The sequence below is a fragment of the Paenibacillus sp. FSL H8-0548 genome (assembly GCF_038630985.1).
GTDB lineage: Bacteria > Bacillota > Bacilli > Paenibacillales > Paenibacillaceae > Pristimantibacillus.
Map to the genome: position 1 here is coordinate 1,308,761 of NZ_CP152049.1, position 19,293 is coordinate 1,328,053.

The 19,293-nt window shown below is 47.9% G+C and carries 12 protein-coding genes; 11 read left to right on the forward strand and 1 reads right to left on the reverse strand.

Annotated elements, in window-relative coordinates; genetic code table 11:
• Positions 1 to 143: 143 nt before the first annotated feature.
• From MHI37_RS05435 to MHI37_RS05475, 9 genes are all read left to right on the forward strand, one after another.
• Positions 144 to 2,540, forward strand: a complete 2,397-nt coding sequence (locus tag MHI37_RS05435; protein WP_076338567.1) for an NEAT domain-containing protein — start codon at positions 144 to 146, stop codon at positions 2,538 to 2,540.
• 96 nt (positions 2,541 to 2,636) lie between these two features.
• Positions 2,637 to 3,566, forward strand: a complete 930-nt coding sequence (gene isdE, locus MHI37_RS05440) for a heme ABC transporter substrate-binding protein IsdE (protein WP_076338568.1) — start codon at positions 2,637 to 2,639, stop codon at positions 3,564 to 3,566.
• A gap of 50 nt (positions 3,567 to 3,616) precedes the next feature.
• Positions 3,617 to 4,600 (forward strand): iron ABC transporter permease, encoded by a 984-nt coding sequence (locus MHI37_RS05445; RefSeq protein WP_076338569.1) that lies wholly within the window; start codon positions 3,617 to 3,619, stop codon positions 4,598 to 4,600.
• Positions 4,590 to 5,363, forward strand: a complete 774-nt coding sequence (locus MHI37_RS05450; RefSeq protein ID WP_076338570.1) for an ABC transporter ATP-binding protein — start codon at positions 4,590 to 4,592, stop codon at positions 5,361 to 5,363. The genes MHI37_RS05445 and MHI37_RS05450 overlap by 11 nt, the downstream gene beginning before the upstream one ends.
• A 35-nt stretch (positions 5,364 to 5,398) precedes the next feature.
• Complete coding sequence (gene isdC, locus MHI37_RS05455; RefSeq protein WP_076338571.1) at positions 5,399 to 6,412, forward strand: heme uptake protein IsdC; 1,014 nt, start codon at positions 5,399 to 5,401, stop codon at positions 6,410 to 6,412.
• A 243-nt stretch (positions 6,413 to 6,655) separates the two neighbouring features.
• A complete protein-coding gene (groES, locus tag MHI37_RS05460) occupies positions 6,656 to 6,937 on the forward strand; it encodes a co-chaperone GroES (protein WP_076338572.1) in 282 nt (93 codons plus the stop codon).
• A 76-nt stretch (positions 6,938 to 7,013) separates the two neighbouring features.
• Entirely contained in the window at positions 7,014 to 8,648 is a 1,635-nt protein-coding gene (gene groL / locus MHI37_RS05465; RefSeq protein ID WP_076338573.1) for a chaperonin GroEL, read from the forward strand.
• 236 nt (positions 8,649 to 8,884) lie between these two features.
• Positions 8,885 to 9,094: a hypothetical protein gene (locus MHI37_RS05470; RefSeq protein WP_179090273.1), complete on the forward strand. Its 210-nt coding sequence runs from the start codon at positions 8,885 to 8,887 to the stop codon at positions 9,092 to 9,094.
• Positions 9,095 to 9,372: 278 nt separating this feature from the next.
• Entirely contained in the window at positions 9,373 to 10,077 is a 705-nt protein-coding gene (locus MHI37_RS05475) for a response regulator transcription factor (protein WP_076338574.1), read from the forward strand.
• 178 nt (positions 10,078 to 10,255) lie between these two features.
• Here MHI37_RS05475 and MHI37_RS05480 read toward each other — a convergent pair whose 3' ends face one another.
• A complete protein-coding gene (locus MHI37_RS05480) occupies positions 10,256 to 10,390 on the reverse strand; it encodes a hypothetical protein (RefSeq protein WP_256710630.1) in 135 nt (44 codons plus the stop codon).
• 268 nt (positions 10,391 to 10,658) lie between these two features.
• Between MHI37_RS05480 and MHI37_RS05485 the strand changes: the two genes are divergently transcribed.
• Together MHI37_RS05485 and MHI37_RS05490 are read left to right on the forward strand one after the other, a co-directional pair.
• Complete coding sequence (locus MHI37_RS05485) at positions 10,659 to 18,953, forward strand: InlB B-repeat-containing protein (protein ID WP_179090274.1); 8,295 nt, start codon at positions 10,659 to 10,661, stop codon at positions 18,951 to 18,953.
• Positions 18,954 to 19,061: 108 nt separating this feature from the next.
• Positions 19,062 to 19,292, forward strand: coding sequence for an S-layer homology domain-containing protein (locus MHI37_RS05490; protein WP_256710633.1), 231 nt, complete (start codon positions 19,062 to 19,064; stop codon positions 19,290 to 19,292).
• The last annotated feature ends 1 nt before the right edge of the window (position 19,293 follow it).

The window sequence follows — 19,293 nt, forward strand, 5'->3', positions numbered from 1 at the left end:
AGTCTATTGCATGGGTTCGCGACACCATAGAAACTCGACCTTCCTCACCAGTCGTAGTCCTAGTCTTGACAAAAACCTCACAACATTTTCATTCTTTGTGGTGCCGTACAGCGGCATGGGAGACTATTGCAAATGTAGGAGCAGTGTCAGCAGACACAGCGGTCACGCTAGAGGATTCGATCACAAATGCACAAGCGCTTCACGATGATGCGGATGTCGGAAGGCTGCCAGGTGAATATGAGGAAAGCTCGAAAACGGCGCTGTTAGCAGCTATTGCTGATGCAACAGCCGTTTCTGAGGATGAGGATGCTGACGCGGATGAGATATTGGATGCAAAGATAGCTCTTAATCTTGCGGTTGAGCAATTTGCAGCCTCGGCTGCTCGTTTAGTCTATTTCTCTGCTCTGCATGCTACGAATAACGCTTTCTCCACCATGGAGAATTACTTTGAGAGGCCGGCTACGGTTATAACGGATAATGGCGTTAACTACGCTATTTTTAAAATTACAAGAAGCGCATCCGTTGGCGCATTCAAGGTGACTCAAGATGGCGCACTGGTTGATACAATAATCTTAAGTTCAAATACCGGTGCAAACGAAAGAATTGTGAAATTCAAGTTAGATAGCTTCGATACGCTGATTACTGCGACGGTTCAGACATTAGCGACTGGCTATGATATGACTCATGCTATTCGTTTAACATTTAACAATGTGAATAGGGGAGAGCTTTCTGCCGCTATTACGGCAGCAACGACTCTACATAAGAATGCTATAGTAGGCTCACTGCTAGGTGAATATTCAGAGCAGTCGAAGGCTGCCTATAAAGCAGCAATCGATGCAGCAAATCTGATTAATGCAGATACGGGAAGCACACAATTGCAAATTGATAATGGAATAAGTGTACTTCGAGCTGCGACTGCAGTCTTTCTTCCAAACGGAAATTATTATATTGATTTTAATGTTTTCAAGAATGGTACAACAGTGATATCGACTATGGAAGGATATCTTAAAACTCCAGCATTATTGAAGATTTCAGGCAACTCCAAGAAATTGTACATTACTGAAAAATCTAATTTTGCGATTGACAGCCTGAAATTCAACGGCTTGACTGCAAAAGTAGCAAGTCAAGACGACAGCAGCAAAACAAGAGTATATTATTTCGAGGTGTCAAACTTGTCCGAGCAGATCGCTGGCTGGGTGCGGGTCTTAGTACCCGCTCAGAACTATGTAGGTGAACATGATGTTCAAGTGCAGCTTAATCTGAGCTCGATTGTAGCAACGACCGATAACATTGAAGAGCCAAACGAACCCGATCAGGTTGACGCTGCTGTATTAAATGAGGAGATAGCCGCTGCTGAAGCTGCATATGCTGATGCTGTTGAAGGCAGTGCGGTTGGCAACTTCAAAGCAGGCTCAAAAGTGATTTTGTCAGATGCAATTGCTGCTGCTAAAGCTGTAGCTGCTGCTCTTGCCTCACAGCAAGCTATTGATGAAGCAAAGACTATATTAGCGCAAGCATTAGTTGTGTTTAAAGCATCTAAAGTAGTTGAAAGTGGAGTTACACCGCCAAATACGGGCCTAGCAGATGGGCAATACAGTATTAACGTAACTGTTCTGAAGGATGGTACAAATGAAGAGTCGGTCATGCAGGGGTATATCGTTCCTACAGCTAAGCTGGTGGTATCCGGAAGCAGTAAACGAATCCATTTGACTTTGACGCAAGATAAAGAAATAACAGGGTTTAAGATGAATGGCATGAACGTAAGCGTTGAAAGCAGAGATACGTCTAAAAACACAAGAGTTGTTTCCTTTGCGGTGTCGGATTTGTCCAAAGTAATGAATGGCTGGGTGAGTATTTTATGGCCTGAATTTAACTATGATCACGATTACGATATTCAAGTTAAATTTAATGAATCCAGTATCACTAAGTTAGGCTCTGATACGGTGTTAATACCGGATGATGTTAAGACAGATGTAGAGGAAGAGGAGCAGCCGGTAGTGACGCCAGTAGCCTTTAAAGATGTGCAGGGACACTGGGCGCAAGCTTCTATTGACAAAGCGTTATTACTTGGTGTCGTTGCAGGCTACGCTGATGGAAGCTTCCGTCCGAACGGTGAGATCACTCGTTCAGAATTTGCAGTACTCATTAGTCGGGCGCTGAAGCTGACAGAAAGCACAACAACGCAAGCATTCAATGATGATGGCACGATTCCTGCATGGGCTCAGGCACATGTGGCAAGTGCAGTAAGCGCTGGGTTCATTGGCGGATATGAGGATCAAACTTTCCGTGGGAAAAATCAGATTACACGTGCGGAGCTTGCGGTTATTATTGCTCGTGCGGCGAAGCTGCCAATAAATGAAGAAGCAGCTCCAACCTTTGCGGATGCGAGTGATATTCCGGTATGGGCGCAGAAAGAGGTCGCTGCTGCTGTTGAGGCAGGACTCATTGAAGGAAAAGGGAACAATACATTCGATCCAAACGGAAAAGCAACGCGTGCAGAGGCACTAACACTTATTATGAAGCTTCTTGAGGAAAATTAAGCAATTCTACATCACAGGATGACGACAAACAAGGATGCCGGAAACCCGGCGTCCTTGTCATGTTATTAGCGTTCGAAAGAAAGGAGAGAACTGTTTATGATTAGAAAGAATTGGTATGGATTTATACTTTTAATGGCTATTGTTGTTGTTGTTGTTGCAGGCTGTTCAAATGTGGGAAGCGCGGCTACGGATAATAGAGTTTCCACCGCAACTTCCCCCACTGCTGAGGAGTCGAAGGAGCCTGTTCCTGAACCGGAGCAGCGAGTTGTTTCTACGACAGTAGCGATTACGGAGATGTTGGCTGCGCTTGAGGTGGATTTGGTAGGAGTGCCGACAAGTTCGAAGGTGCTGCCTGCCCGCTATGATGCAGTAACGAAGATAGGGAATCCGATGAGCCCGGATATGGAGCTTGTCAAGTCACTCAAACCAACGCAAGTATTATCGGTTACAACGCTGGAATATGATTTGAAGCCCGTATTTGAAGCGGCAGGGATGCAAGCGAGCTTTCTGAATTTAACGAGTGTTGAGAGCATGAACAATGCGCTGAAGGAACTCGGCGATACCTATAATAAGCAAGTGCAGGCGCAGGCCATCATAGGCAAGTTTGATGCGAAGGTGGCTGAAATTGAGCATACCGTCGCTAATAGGGAGAAGCCGACAGTGCTGATTTTGCTAGGAGTGCCAGGCAGTTATTTGGTAGCAACCGAGAAATCCTATATTGGCGATCTTGTTCGTCTTGCGGGTGGAGTCAATATCGCAGAAGGCGAGACGGTGGAGTACTTGGCTTCCAATACAGAATATTTGCATCAATCAAATCCTGATGTTATTTTGCGCGCAGCTCACGGTATGCCTGAAGAGGTTGTGAAAATGTTCGACAAAGAGTTCCAAACGAACGATATATGGAAGCATTTCAAAGCGGTTCAAAATGACCGGGTATATGATTTGGAGGAAGCTTTATTTGGAACGACGGGCAATTTGTATGCGGTTGATGCGATAGATGCATTGATGGGGATGCTGTACCCTTAATTGGCTAGAGAGATGATTGACGTTGGATCAAGAGACAAAGGAAGTTGGTTATGATTAAAAAGATTGGAAGTTTCATTATCGTTGTTATTCTACTTGCTGCTGCTATTATTGTGTCTGCGATGACAGGGAGCATTAAAGTAGGTGCCATGGAGCTCATTCAGGGCTTGTTATCAGGTACAAATGATCAGGTTGAGGTCATTAAGGATTTAAGATTTCCACGAATTATCGTTTCTATGCTAACTGGTGCTGCGCTAGCTGTGTCTGGCGTTCTTTTGCAGGCGGTTATGAAAAATCCGCTCGCGGATGCTGGTGTTATCGGTATTTCTTCTGGCGCAGGCCTTGTGTCGCTGCTGGTCGTTACGATTTTTCCAGGCTTGTTTTTCTGGATGCCGTTATTTTCTTTTATTGGAGGGGCGTTTGCCTGCTATCTTGTATATGCGCTCTCATGGAAATCGGGTCTCAGCCCCTTAAGGCTGATTCTGGTCGGAATTGCAATCAACGCAACGTTTACGGGCCTTGGCCAATCGTTTAATTATCGCGGCAGCTATGCAGTAACGAGTGTCAACCAAGCGATATCGTCTATTTTTACGATGAAGACCTGGCAGGATGTAAACATTATTGCGATTTATGGCATTATAGGTCTGCTTCTTTCTTTACTGCTAAGCTCATGGTGCAACATGCTAAGCCTGCAGGACAAAACAGCTAAAAATCTTGGTCTCCGTGTGACAAGAGCACGCTTGCTTATTTCAGTTGTCGCGGTGCTGCTAGCGTCTGTAGCTACGGCAATTGGCGGATTAATCGCTTTTGTTGGCTTGCTGGTACCGCATATCGCACGTATTTTGGTGGGCTCTGATCATAAGGTGCTAATTCCATTCTCTGCACTCGGTGGAGCCTTGCTCATATTAACTGCGGATACATTAGGGAGAACAGTGCTTGCTCCGACTGAAATTCCTGCTTCTATTATCATGACGGTTATCGGCGGGCCGTTCTTAATATTTATGCTTAGAAAGAGTGATCGCGTTCATGGAAATTAAAGAAATCACATTTTCCTACGATAAGAAGCAAGACCAGCTTAAAAAAATAAGCAGTACTATAGCGCCTGGAAAAGTAACTACAATTATAGGTCCCAATGGCTGTGGCAAATCAACGCTGCTTGGCGTGATGTCTCAAAACTACAAGCCCACAGCAGGAGAGGTAATACTGGATGGCAAAGCACTTGCTCAAATCAAACCAAAGGATTTAGCCAAGCGGCTGGCGGTCGTTCATCAGCAGAATGAAGCGCCAAGCGATTTGACGGTTGAGAAGCTGACTAGCTTTGGGAGACTGCCATATCGGAGTCTTTTCGGTCAGAACGAAGAAGAGGATGAGCAGGCGGTAGAATGGGCGTTAACCTGCACAAATTTACAGCAAAAACGAACACTTACGCTGGATCAGTTATCCGGAGGAGAGCGTCAACGCGTCTGGATTGCGATGGCATTGGCGCAAAAAACTGAAATTATATTTTTGGACGAACCTACGACGTTTCTCGACATTTATTATCAGATCGAAATTTTACAGCTCGTTCGAACGCTTAATCAAAGCCATGGGTTAACGATCGTTATGGTGCTTCATGATATTAACCAAGCGATTCGTTACAGCGATACCATTATTGTTATGAAGGAAGGCGAGATCGTGACGGAAGGGTCGCCGGATAGAGTTATAACAGAAGCAATCGTGAAATCCACCTATGGTGTTGATGTGCTTTTGAGACAGGACGATGAAACTGGATTATATATGATTCCAATCAGCACGTCTTGACCTATATATATGATAGAAGAAAGGCGGAGTTAACTATGCGTAAGTTGTCATTATTAATAAGTTTTTGTTTTTTTATTGTTGTTGTTCTGCTTGTCCCACCTGTCGTAAATGCAGCTGAGGTTGCAGATGGTACCTATAGTGTCGATTATGTCATTAAGAAGGCTGAGGATGAATCTGCCTCTATGGCGAACGATTATTGGGAGAAGCCTGCTAAAGTCATCGTTGAAAATGGGAAAATGACCGTTCAGGTCGTTATTAATCACAGCAAGTGGGTCACTGAGTTTAAAACGCCAGACGGAAGCGGCGGTTATTCAGCAGCAAAAGTGATAAGCAGTAATAAAGATGAAGATAGCCGTATCTCACAATTCAGCGTAGCTGATCTCACTTCAACTATGCTCTCCAAAATTCATGTGACGGTACCAGAAATCGATTACAACCATGATTACACGATTCGGTTTGATTTTGATGAAAAGAGCATGAAGCTTATAAGCAAGCCGAAGACGCCAGAAGTCAAGGAAGAGCAGCCTGTGGCAACGGTTCAGCCAACGGTGGCACCAAAAGCGACTGCTGCGCCAAAAGCAACCCAGACGCCTGCAGCGGGAGCCAAGCAAGATACAGCGGCCGCAGCGGCGACGGATAAACCAGCTAAAGAGAGCAATGTATCATCAGTGCTTGAAGCAGGTAAAACAACAGCTAAGCCTGCTGTAACGGCGGAGATTACTGCAAAGCCAGAAGCTTCAGCACAAGCGATAGCTCCAGCTCAGGCATCTCCTGAAGTGACGGTAGAATCGGAAGTACAAGCAGAAGCAGAAGTTTCCACCGCCCCAGCGGATGAGCCTGCTGCAGAAACTGCTGAAACCACTCAGCAAGTCGAGTCTGATTCTGAAGATGGTGAAGTACAGCTCGCTAGCGCACCTTTAATCGGTGAATCCCAGCCTTTGAAGGAAAGATCGAGCGGCTGGATAACCTCGTCTGTACTATCAGTCATTATTATTTTGGCAGGAGTCTCATTCATACTCATTCGCAATCGTAAACTAAAACGAAAATAACAGCGTTAGCGTAGAAGCTTAACGATAAAGGCAGGAGGGTGCGGAAAATGAGCATCCTCTTATATTTTTTTCTTAGCTGGGAGCTTGAACCTGACGCTATAGTGTAAATAAACGGAAAATTGAATCCAAGCACTTGAAATTAATTGCGAAAATGAGTATGATAAAAATAGTTGTTAGCACTTGAAGGTTACGAGTGCTAACGAGAATAAAAGAAGCGACAAATTTTGAAGGAGGCTATTTTCAATGATCAGACCTTTGGGTGAACGAGTATTGATCGAAGCAATCGCGAAAGAAGAAACAACCGCTAGTGGTATCGTATTGCCGGACTCGGCAAAAGAAAAGCCACAAGAAGGCAAAGTGGTAGCAGTTGGCAGCGGTACGCTGAAAGATGGCGTTCGTGTTGCTTTGGAAGTTAAAGAAGGCGACCGCGTTCTTTTCTCCAAATATGCTGGTACTGAAATCAAATACGAAGGTAAAGAGTATTTGATTATGAAAGAAAGCGAAATTCACGCGATTTTTGAATAGCAGCCCGTTATGGGTCACATAGAAGGCAAGACATGAGCAAGAAGATTACTTAAACTATTTTGGGAGGTTTCTGTTAATGGCTAAGGAAATTAAATTTAGTGAAGACGCTCGTCGCGCAATGCTGCGCGGAGTTGATGCACTTGCAAATGCAGTTAAAGTTACACTAGGTCCAAAAGGTCGTAACGTAGTTCTTGAGAAAAAATTCGGAAGCCCGCTTATCACAAATGATGGTGTATCCATTGCGAAAGAAATCGAGCTTGAAGATGCATTCGAAAACATGGGCGCTCAACTCGTTAAAGAAGTAGCAACAAAAACAAATGACGTAGCTGGTGACGGTACAACTACTGCTACTGTTCTTGCTCAAGCGATGATTCGCGAAGGCTTGAAAAACGTTACAGCCGGCGCTAACCCAATGGTTATCCGCAAAGGTATCGAGAAAGCTGTAAAAGCTGCTGTTGAAGAGCTTAAAGCAATCTCTAAACCAATCGAAGGCAAACAATCGATTGCTCAAGTAGCTTCGATCTCTTCCGCTGACGATGAAGTGGGTCAACTTATTGCTGAAGCAATGGAGAAAGTCGGAAACGACGGCGTTATTACTGTAGAAGAGTCGAAAGGCTTCGTTACAGAGCTTGAAGTTGTAGAAGGTATGCAATTTGACCGTGGTTATGTATCTCCATACATGATTACTGATACAGATAAAATGGAAGCTGTCCTCGACAACCCTTACATTCTTATCACTGACAAAAAAATTACAAGCATTCAAGAGATCCTTCCGGTTCTTGAGAAGGTTGTACAATCCGGCAAGCAATTGCTAATCATTGCTGAAGACGTAGAAGGCGAAGCACAAGCTACACTAGTAGTGAATAAGCTTCGTGGAACATTCACTTGCGTAGCTGTTAAAGCTCCAGGCTTCGGCGATCGTCGTAAAGCAATGCTTCAAGATATCGCTGCTCTAACAGGCGGCCAAGTGATTACTGAAGAACTAGGCCTTGAGCTAAAATCAACTGATGTTGATTCTCTTGGTTCTGCTCGTCAAATCCGTATCACAAAAGAAACAACAATCATCGTTGATGGCAGCGGCAACTCCGCTGATATCGTTGCTCGCGTGAATCAAATCCGCGCTCAACTGGAAGAAACAACTTCCGACTTTGACCGTGAGAAGCTTCAAGAGCGTCTTGCAAAATTGTCAGGCGGCGTTGCAGTTATCAAAGTTGGGGCAGCGACAGAAACAGAATTGAAAGAGCGCAAGCTCCGCATCGAAGATGCTCTCAACTCCACTCGTGCAGCGGTTGAAGAAGGTATCGTATCGGGCGGCGGTACTGCCCTCATTAACGTATACAAAGCTGTTGCAGCTGTTAAAGCAGTTGGCGACGAGCAAACAGGTGTTAACATCGTTCTTCGTTCCCTTGAAGAGCCGCTTCGTACAATCGCAGCTAACGCAGGCCAAGAAGGCTCCGTTATCGTTGAGCGTTTGAAAAACGAAGAAATCGGTATTGGCTACAACGCTGCTACTGGCGAATGGGTGAACATGTTCGAAGCGGGTATCGTTGACCCTGCTAAAGTAACACGTTCTGCGCTTCAAAACGCAGCTTCTGTTGCGGCTATGTTCTTGACTACTGAAGCCGTTGTTGCTGACAAACCAGAGCCTAAAGGCGCTGGCGGCGGCATGCCTGATATGGGCGGTATGGGTGGAATGGGCGGAATGATGTGATGAATTCTTCTTCGATGTAAATCGAGGAGGAGCGACCGCGATTCAGCGGTAGAATTCATCGCCAATGGAGCACAAAATGCTCCATGCGGTAATCTAGGCTGTGAAGTCATATGGGGCAAGGCTTTCTCTTCGGAGAAACTCGACTTGATCATATCGAATTTAAAATAGGCTTCTCACGAGTTCAATTCGAACTTTGTGAGAAGCCTATTTATTATGCATTGCGCAGACCATCATCTATGTTGCGCACATTTTCCTTGGATTGGTGTGTATTATCTGCTGTTGTTAGTGCTGCGACGCAAAGAAAGGACTCCATTGTATTTTGGTCTGTTCACCCCGTTATTCGGTATCTGATCCTTGCTAGTCGGCGAGCTTATGATCACACAATTGTGGTTAACGATTACATGGTGTCGCTGCTGCCTCCGCTAGTTCCGCCGTTGTCGATGTAAATGTCGTGTTGCTGTACGTCACAATATGATCGATCTCACTCTGATCATCTATCGCGACTCTAATATCGCCACACGCTAATAACAAACTTAACATGCGTACTTTTATAAATCCCTCCTTACACGGGTAAGGATTCCAAAACAAAATGTAATGAAAACTCTAAGTTTGCGCATGAAGCAAAATCTTAAAGGTTCCTTTACATTTCATAACTAGTCCGATCTTCCATGCTAAAATAGGTATTAAATTACAATAGCCTGTCGATTTGAGAAGAAGGAAGGTGATGGTTACATACAAAATTATGATCGTCGATGATGATTTTCATATCTGTGAAATTGTTCAGGCGTATTGTGAGCGGGAGGGCTTCATATCCGCATGCAGTCATAACGGGGAAGCTGCTATGAAGCTGCTTACATCGTTCGAGCCTGATTTGATTGTGCTGGATGTGATGCTGGCTAATGATAACGGGATAGATTGGTGCAGGAACGCACGCACCTATACGAATACGCCGATCGTATTTCTGAGCAGTCATGAGGAGGATGAGGTCAAAATCAGCGCTTTATCCTATGGCGGGGACGATTATGTGACCAAGCCATTCAGTCCAGGTGTGCTGATGGCCAAGATCAAGGCTCACCTTCGCAGAGTGTCGACGGGCAGAAGGGAACAACTGCTGGAGTTACCGGGTTTGACGCTGGATTTCTACGCACAGTCCGTCATTATGGGTAGTGAAACCATCTTTTTATCTAAAAAAGAATTCGGTCTACTGTCCTATATGGCACAAAACGCCAATCGTGTCGTCAGTATCGATGCGTTGTTTCAGCTCATCTGGGGAATGGAAAGTCTGGAGGATACGAGAACGGTCGCTGTACACATCAGTAATTTACGTAAAAAAATCGAGTCTGACCCTGCCAATCCTGAGAGAATCATTACGATTCGGGGGGCAGGATATATGCTGATTGCCAGAAGTGCTTTACAAGCGCGTGCATAGCGTTAAGGTTGGTAGTGTGACCACGATTGTCGCTTTACAGCTAACACACTACAGTTGCAGTAACCCAAATTAAACTTAAAGATTGAATTCATTAATAAATAGCGGCGTAGGGATCATCTCCCTTACGCCGCTATTTTTCCAAAGGATATTATTTTCTCGCTCGGGAGATGCCCTCAACTCAAGGTTGAATAAGCAGACCCTTGGCTTCCTCGTTCATGCCGAGTACGCGGACAAGGAACGTCGCGAGCTGCTCCTTCGTCACCTTATCGGCAAAGTAGATGGCAGAATTTAAGCATAGCAGTACCGACATCAATAATCTGACAAATTTCTCCTCCTCGTTTGTCCCCTCGAAGTATGATAGATGATATCGATTTCCCCAATTTTATCATAGTAGATTAGTCTAATTATGAAACTTAAAGTTTTCTTTATAATTCACCAGTTGGTCCCTCTACTATGATAACATCGGAGGAGAAAAATCGACATAAATCTCCCTATATCAGTGACAGTATTCGACATGGAACTGAGAGAGTCAGTAGGGTAAGAAAAGAGAATCATAGCAGCTACTAGAGAGGATGAATGAATTGAAGAAGGCAATAAAACGTGGATGGAAGTTAAAATCACGGATTCTGGCGTTGATGCTCGTTATCAGCATGGTGGTGAGCTTGCTGCCAGTGAACTTACTGTCGGTGCAGCAGGCGACAGCGGCCGAATCAAGTGGGTTTCAAAATATTAATCTAACGGACGGGTTTCAAGATGTTAGTCCAATGGACTGGTTCTACGATGCAGCCGTCTATGTCCAGAAGAATGGAATATTCAACGGAACGGGCGTTGACACCTTCTCGCCCCAGGGAACGATGACGCGTGCCATGTATGTGACGGCGCTTGGACGAATGGCAGGTGTGGATGTAAGTGATTACCCAATTTCGACCTTTGCCGATGTGCAGACGGGGATTTGGTATGCGCCGTATGTAGAGTGGGCGGTTAAGAAAGGGATTACCGTTGGCACAGGCAACGGGAACTTCTCTCCAGATGCAACCGTATCCCGGGAGCAGATGGTGACGATGACTTTGCGGTATTTTGAAAGCCATCAGATTTCCTATCAAACAAGCAATCATGTAACTACAAAGCCGAGTGATCTCGCCAATGTGTCTTCTTGGGCAGTTGACGCGGTCATCAAGCTGTGGCAAGCAGGCTTGTTCGTTGGAGATGCCACTGGCAATTTCAACCCGCATGACCAAGCAACCCGTGCGCAAGCTGCCGTTACCTTCATGCGCAGCAATGCGGTTGTGGAGGCGTGGCAAGGGCAGAATCAAGCGACGCCTAAGCCAACACCAACACCAGCACCAACTCCAACACCTGAACCCAGCAGCAACACCGGCGGCAACAGCGGTGGCGGAGGCATTAGCATTACTGAGTATGCGCTCACGTTCGAGAGCAACGGAGGTACAGCAGTAACTGGCCAGACGGTGAAATATGGTTCCAAGGCAGCGGTACCTGAAGTGCCGACAAAGGAAGGTTACACGTTCGGCGGCTGGTTCAGCGACAGCAGCTTGGCAATTCCCTATGGCTTCACGGAAGCGGTGACGGGTAAGCTTACGTTGTACGCGAAGTGGACGATTAAGAGCTTTACGGTGAGCTTTGACAGTAACGGCGGACCGATATTTAATAGTCAGCCAGTGAATTATGGCGGCACGGTTACGGAACCTGACGCACCGACGCGGGAAGGTTATACGTTCGGCGGTTGGTACAGCGACAGCAGCTTGACGATCGGCTACAGCTTCACGACACCGGTAACGGATAACATGACATTGTACGCGAAATGGACGGCTAGATACACAGTGAGCTTCAACAGTAACGGCGGGTCGGCGATGGCTGACCAGACGGTGAACGAAGGCGCTAACGCTGCGGCACCTAGTGCACCGACGAAGAACGGTTATGTGTTCAGCGGATGGTATAGCGATAGAGACTTGACGATCGCATACGACTTCACAACAGCTGTGGTGAAGGGGAATATCACGTTGTATGCGAAATGGACGATTGACAAAAAAAATAGCTATACGGTGAGCTTTAACAGCAACGGTGGAACGGAAGTGGCTGGGCAAACGGTGGAAGAAGGCGCAGTGGCTTCTGCACCTGGCGCACCAATAAAGGAAGGACACACGTTCGGCGGTTGGTACAGCGATAGCAAGCTGGCGAATGCCTACGGCTTCACGGCAGCGGTGACTGGCAATATCACGTTGTATGCCAAGTGGACGATTAATAGCTACATAGTGAGCTTTAACAGCAACAGCGGCTCGTCGGTGAACAGTCAGTCCGTGAATTATGGCGGATCAGCGGCGACACCTGACGCCCCAACGCGGACAGGCCATACGTTCGAGGGTTGGTATAGCGATAGCAAGCTGGCGAATGCCTATGGCTTCACGGCAGCGGTGACTGGTAATATCACGTTGTATGCGAAGTGGACGATTAATAGCTACACAGTGAGCTTCAACAGCAACAGCGGCTCGTCGGTGAATAGTCAGTCCGTGAATTATGGCGGATCAGCGGCGACACCTGACGCCCCAACCCGGGCAGGCTATACGTTCGACGGCTGGTACAGCGATAGCGACTTGCGGAGCCCTTACGGATTCACGGCAGCGGTGACTGGCGATATCATGTTGCATGCGAAGTGGATTGCTAACAACTACACGGTGAGCTTCGACAGTAACGGCGGAACGGCAGTAGCTGCCCAAACGATGTCAGCGGGGGAAGCGCTGAGTAAGCTGCCTGCTCCGACAAAAGTAGGGTATATTTTCCAGGGGTGGTTTAGGGACAGCGATTTTTCGCTAATCTTCGCAGAAGGCAGTACCATTAGCGAGGATACGAAGTTGTATGCGAAGTATTTGGATAGCGTGGATAATGCCGTACAGACTACGCCTAGCCACTCGGTGCTGGATGTCTCGCCGAACTTCACGATTGCTGTTATAGATGCATCGGGCAATCTGACGGCATCCGAGGTTAAAGCGGGCATGACGTTTAAGGATACAGCGAATCCCGACTTCGCGGGGATTACCGTCACCGAAGGGAACGGTCACTTCGCGGTAGATTCGGCAGCCGAAGACGGCAAGTTCGTCGAGGGCAACACGTATCAACTTACGTTGAAGGACGACAACCTGAGTTTCCGAGGACAAGATGCGTCGACGCGTATCTATGTGTTTAGCGTTGCCAAGCAAGAAGTCATGAATATTCCGCTCAATCCGAACATGATCTATCTGGCCTTTGCCGAGGTCTCGGATATGATGCTGGATGGCGCGAATGTGGATTCGCCAGCCATACCTGTCGTCACGACGACGGTGGGCAGCAGCGGAAATACGCTGGCTGAGGCGAATGCCAGCAGTGGAACGTTCGTATATAGCGGAAGCGCCGCGATTAAAGTTGGCGATACCGTTGCCATCTATCAAGGGGCATCCCCCGATCTTCGCACGGTAGAAACAACCGGTGAAGACGATGGTGATGTTGCCTATGTCCAGATTACAGCGGTGAACGGTACGACCTACACCTATGGTCGGGCGGACGCGAATCAAGTGTTGTTCAAACCGGACGTGCTGCCGGTGAGCATAGAGGCAGATACGGATGGAGATCCCGATAACAACTCCATCACGGTTGAGCACTCCGTGATGAACTACAGCGACAGTATGTATGAGCCGCTCGGCTTGGATGAGCTGACTACGCTGGATGTGGGCGATTTTATCGGGTTTTATGAAGGCGAGTTCGCCATTAATGGTGAATTCGCTGATGAAGATTTGAGGGTCGTCAGTTACGGGCGTATCACCTCAGTTACGCGTGCGGCAGAGATGGACATAATTACGTATACCGATGCTACGGTAGAAGATATCTCGAATTCGTTCAACCTCTATCAGGAGCAAGCGATTAACGGTGACGTGCTGTTGTCGGAAGGGCAGATCGCGCAGCTCGAATCGCAAATCGAGCAGCAAGCGATAGACAGCGGATTCGTCGATCAAGCAGCGAACTATCTGAGCGCCATTGCTATGGAGACGAATGACTTCAAGGCACAGTCGAAGGTAGGTATACTATCGGGAGACACGGTAACGGTGGAGAATCTGACCGTCGTTGCTTCGCTCGGCACGAAGCTGAAGAACATTAACGGCCGAACCTCCGGCGTGAGCGCTACCTTGCAAGTAGGAGCCGATATTGTCGTCAATGGCGAAGAGGGCGCCCTTGTCATCCATATGACGGGTACCTTCGTTCAGGAGATGAGCTTGGATCTCGGCGTTAATTCGGAGACGAAATGGCATTGGTATACCATAAATACTTTTTTTGGAAGGGTCCCTCTTTTCCCCGTCATTGATGATTATGTGATCACGGCGAATCTGGATGCCTATAGCTATACGGGGCTCAACATCAAAGCGGAGATGGCTCTTGTCGAACACGACAAGTTGGGAGCTGCACTGGATGACTGGCTGGATGCGAAGACCTCAGGTCTCTTTAGTCAAGTGCGGGACATCGCGACAGAGATCGAAGCGATCATGGCGGGTGTGCAAGATACCGCCGTGGATGTGGAGACTCTGAAGGAACAGTATAAAGAGATGTTGGAGCAAGACACGGAATGGGTTCCGTTAATCGAGCAGGAGATCTTTGAGGCGAGCATGCGCGTAGCTTTAGGGATTGTAGAAATCAAATTTGAGGCCAAGTTTGTGGTCAGTGCTCAGGTTAACCTAACGATTGGGGCGGATTTCTATTATAAAATGGCAAAGCGTTACTCGGTGACTTTGCGTGTACTGAGTTTTAGCGGCACGAGTAATACAGTCAGCTTGCCGGGAGACGGCGATTATCAGTTTACCTTCTATGTGATGGGGACGCTCGGATTACGAGCCGGTATTAATCTGGAGGTAAAAGCGGGGATTGGAAGTGTCGAATTAAATAGTATCGGTCTTTCCGTAGAACCCGGCGTGTATATGAATCTGTGGGGTTACTTCTATTATCAGTTAAAAAATGTGAGCGGGGTGAAAAGCACTCGGTCTATAGGCGCCCTGTATGTTGAGGTAGGCATCTATTTGGAGGTTGAACTCGGCGCCCAATTGGGCGATGGCATGCTCTCGACCAGCGTGGAGCTGGTCGATGAAAAGTGGCCGCTGTATACAATCGGGGAGTCCAATAATGTCTACAATTTCGTCTATTCGCAGGATGAGTCGCCCATATTGAATATGGCAAGCCGGGCGTCATCCGTCGAAGTTCCGGAGATGCTGTTCACCATGCGTAAGTTTGATTTGAGGACAGGCGAGACGGATACCGAGACGTATGACCTCTCGAGGTTCGATATCCAAGTGGACAATCCGAATTTCAAGTATGATCCGAAAACCCAAAAGATCGAAGTGGTGGACAAGAAGATTGCGGTTAGTGAGGGCAATCTGGTCATCACCTGGAAAGGGGCGCCGCTGTCGTTCACGTCGGAACCGCTGAGGCGCAAGATTCCGTTAAATTGGCTGGCTCGAACTGGCGACTATATTCTACAGCTGTATCCGAGGAACGGCGGAGCAACCCAGGTGATAGCCGCCCCTTATAACGCGGCGATCAGCGTAACCGATCTGGAATATACGGGATACACCTTTGACGGCTGGTATACGGCTCCTACCGGTGGAACGAAGATTACGATTCCGAGCCAAATGCCCGCGGAGGATATGATACTGTTCGCGCGCTGGATCGCGAACACGAATACGCCGTATACGGTTAAGCATTACTTGATAGACCCGAACACCGGGACATCGACTTCGCCTGTGATTACGGAAAACTTGACCGGAACAACTGACACGAGAATTGTGATCAACTCCGAGAGGTTCAAGGATCAAGGGTATACAAATGGTACGGTAAGCGGCGCATTGCTCAAAGGCGACGCCACGACGGCTCTCAGGGTTGAATATTATCCGACGAATCGAAAGATGACCTTCTCTTTGGGCTATGAAGGTGCGTCGACAGGCAGTTCGATAACGGAACCGTTCGGTAAGAACATCGCTGGTCGGATACCGGTGCCGACAAGACCGGGTTATACGTTTGCCGGTTGGTCGCCGGAGGTTCCAAGCGTAATGCCGACTACGGACACGACTTATACGGCAAGGTGGACAGCCAAAACGGACACGCCTTACCAAGTCGTACATTTGCAGCAAGATATAAATATTCATAGTGGCACTTATACCGTTGTGGATAAAGAATCGTATCGCGGCACAACCGATACCACGGTAAATTCGGCGGATGTAACGCCAAAGGTATATGAGGGTTTTACCTTTGATCCGACTGCTGCGCAGACAGCTAATATAGCGAGCGACGGTTCAACGGTGCTGAAGCTGTATTACAAGCGCAATAGCTACGCCATGACGATAAATTACAATGGTTCTGGCGAAGCGAGCAAGGTCGTTAACGTGCCGTTCGGGGCAACGACAGGGATTTACCTTGGCACTCCGGTCTGGCAGGGGAGTACATTTACAGAATGGTTGTCGAACCCTCCGTCAGCGACGCCTTCGGCAACGATGCCTGCCCATAATGTCGAGTTTACCGCACAGTGGACGCGGAACGGCTACACGGTAAGCTTCAACAGCAACGGGGGGTCGCCGGTGAGCAACCAGACGGTAGAATATGGCTCCCAAGCAAGCAAACCGGATCAACCGACGAAGGAGGATTTGGTGTTCGGCGGCTGGTATCGTGACAGCAACTTGCAGACTGTCTACGTCTTTAGCGCACCGATCACAGCTAATCTCACGCTATATGCGAAGTGGCTGCGCGGTTACACGGTAAGCTTCGACAGCAACGGCGGGTCGGCGGTGGCTGACCAGAAGGTGAACGAGGGAGACAAGGCTGCGGCGCCTGCCGCACCAACGAAGGAAGACTTTGTGTTCAGCGGCTGGTACAGCGACAGCGATTTGACGATCGCCTATGACTTCGAGGTCAATACGGTGACCCGCAGCTTCCCGTTGTATGCCAAGTGGACGAGTACTCCAAAAGTCAGCTACACGGTGAGCTTCAACAGCAGGGGCGGGTCGCAGGTGGCCCCTCTGACGGTGTACGAAGGCGCCGTAGCTGCGCAACCTGTCGCACCAACGCAAGAAGGACTTACGTTCGTAGGCTGGTACGATAGCAGCAGCTTGACGAACCCATTCAGCTTCTCGACACCGATCGTTCAGAACCTCACGCTGTATGCGAAGTGGACGGATAACATCTACACGGTGAGCTTCAACAGCAACGGCGGGTCGGCGGTGGACAGTAAATCGGTGATTCATAGAAATACGGTGGCGCAACCTACCGCACCAACTCGGGAAGATCATAGGTTCGATGGCTGGTTCAGCGATATCGAACTGAACAATAGGTACATCTTCTCGACATCGGTGATGGCTGACCTCACCTTGTACGCGAAGTGGACGGCTATTTACACGGTGAGCTTCAACAACAACGGCGGACCGCCTGTGGCTGATGTGAAGGTGCCAAGGGACATCATGGTTTACCCGCCTGATCCAACGACGCGAGCAGGTTATACGTTCGGCGGCTGGCACAGCGACAGCGAGTTGACGAACCGCTACAGATTCGATACACCGGTGACGGGCAATCTGACCTTGTACGCCTTGTGGACATTAAACGTCCACACGGTGACCTTTAACAGTAACGGTGGGCCAGTCGTGGAGAGCCAGGCGGTGGTTCCAGGAAGCAGCGCTGTGGCGCCTGCCGTACCGAATCGGGTCGGCTACAAGTTCGAGGGTTGGTACAGCAACAGCAATTTGACGACGGTCTATAACTTCTCGGCAAAGGTGACGACTAACCTCACCTTGTACGCGAAGTGGACGGAAACATCGTGGCTGAAAGTTGGAGACGCGACGAACGCGGGAGCGCGGAATCTGTCAAAAGTCGTATTAGACAGGCAAGGCACTCCTTATGTGGCTTATGTGACGCGCACCAATGAATTATTCGTGCTTAAATACGCGAATAACGAGTGGCTGCCTGTTGGTGGTTTGAACGCTCTCGATCAACCAGCTAGTACGAGTGGCATAACGCTCGCCATAGACAGCCAGAACAACCTTTACGTGGCCTATCTTGCTCAGTCCCTGAAATTTATCGTGAAGAAATATAATGGGGACATTTGGGAATCGGTAGGCAGTATAGAAGAAAGGGGGAATTATCCTTCCATTGCCTTCGACAAGGCTGACATTCCTTATATGGCTTATATCGATGAAGCTGAGGTCACCTCTAAGACCGTGTATGTCGTAAGATATAAAGACGGCGCATGGGAGAAGATAGATAGCAGATGGGAGAGTTCGGCCAGTAATCCGGTCATCGCGGTAGACCGGAGCAATATCCCGTATCTATTCTATACGTATCGATCCAGCTCAGGCGTTAAAACAACTGTAGTGAAATACGAGGGCGAGGATCTTACTCAGAATTGGATCAGTGATTCTGAATTCTCGACAATTGGCATGTGGGATGCATCATTCGCGCTTGATCCAAGCGGCGTACCTTATGTGGCCTATATGAGTAGTTCTTCCAAAGTGACCGTGATGAAATATATGGGTTCCACTTGGGAGCCTGTAGGAACTTCCGGATTCTCGATAACATCGGATTCTTCGAATGACTTACTTACAAGTATCGCCTTTGACAGCCTTGGTAATCCTTATGTTGCTTATCGAGATGCTGCACATGGAGGCAAGGTGACTGTGATGAAATATGGGGGTGGTAGTTGGAGCCCCGTAGAGTATGCCGGTATCTCCGACGATAACGTTTTTTGGATACGCCTTGCCGTAGACAGCAACAACGACATCTATGTGAGTTATATTGCAGGCCCCTATAGTGAAGGTAAAGTGTCCGTGATGAAGTATGATCCGGATTTACATCAACCTTGACAGATCAGTCTGGCAGAACAGCCTACTCCCATCGGAGTAGGCTGTTCTGCTGTGAGCCCGGCATGGACAATAACTTGGCGTATGAGATCGAGTGCAATCTTGCGGAAAGTGACAGGGCTTAGCGATCAACTTCCTGCTCAGGATTTGAACAAGATCCTTCAATCCTATGACGATGCGAAACAAGTGTCGTTGTGGGCGAGGGACAGTGTTGCAGATGTGTTGCAGGCTGGAATTATCACAGGTAGAAGCAGTTCACAGCTTGCTCCGCAGGCATTCATCACACGAGCAGAAGTAGCGTTGATCATCCAGAGACTTCTTCAGCAGTCTGAGTTAATCTAAC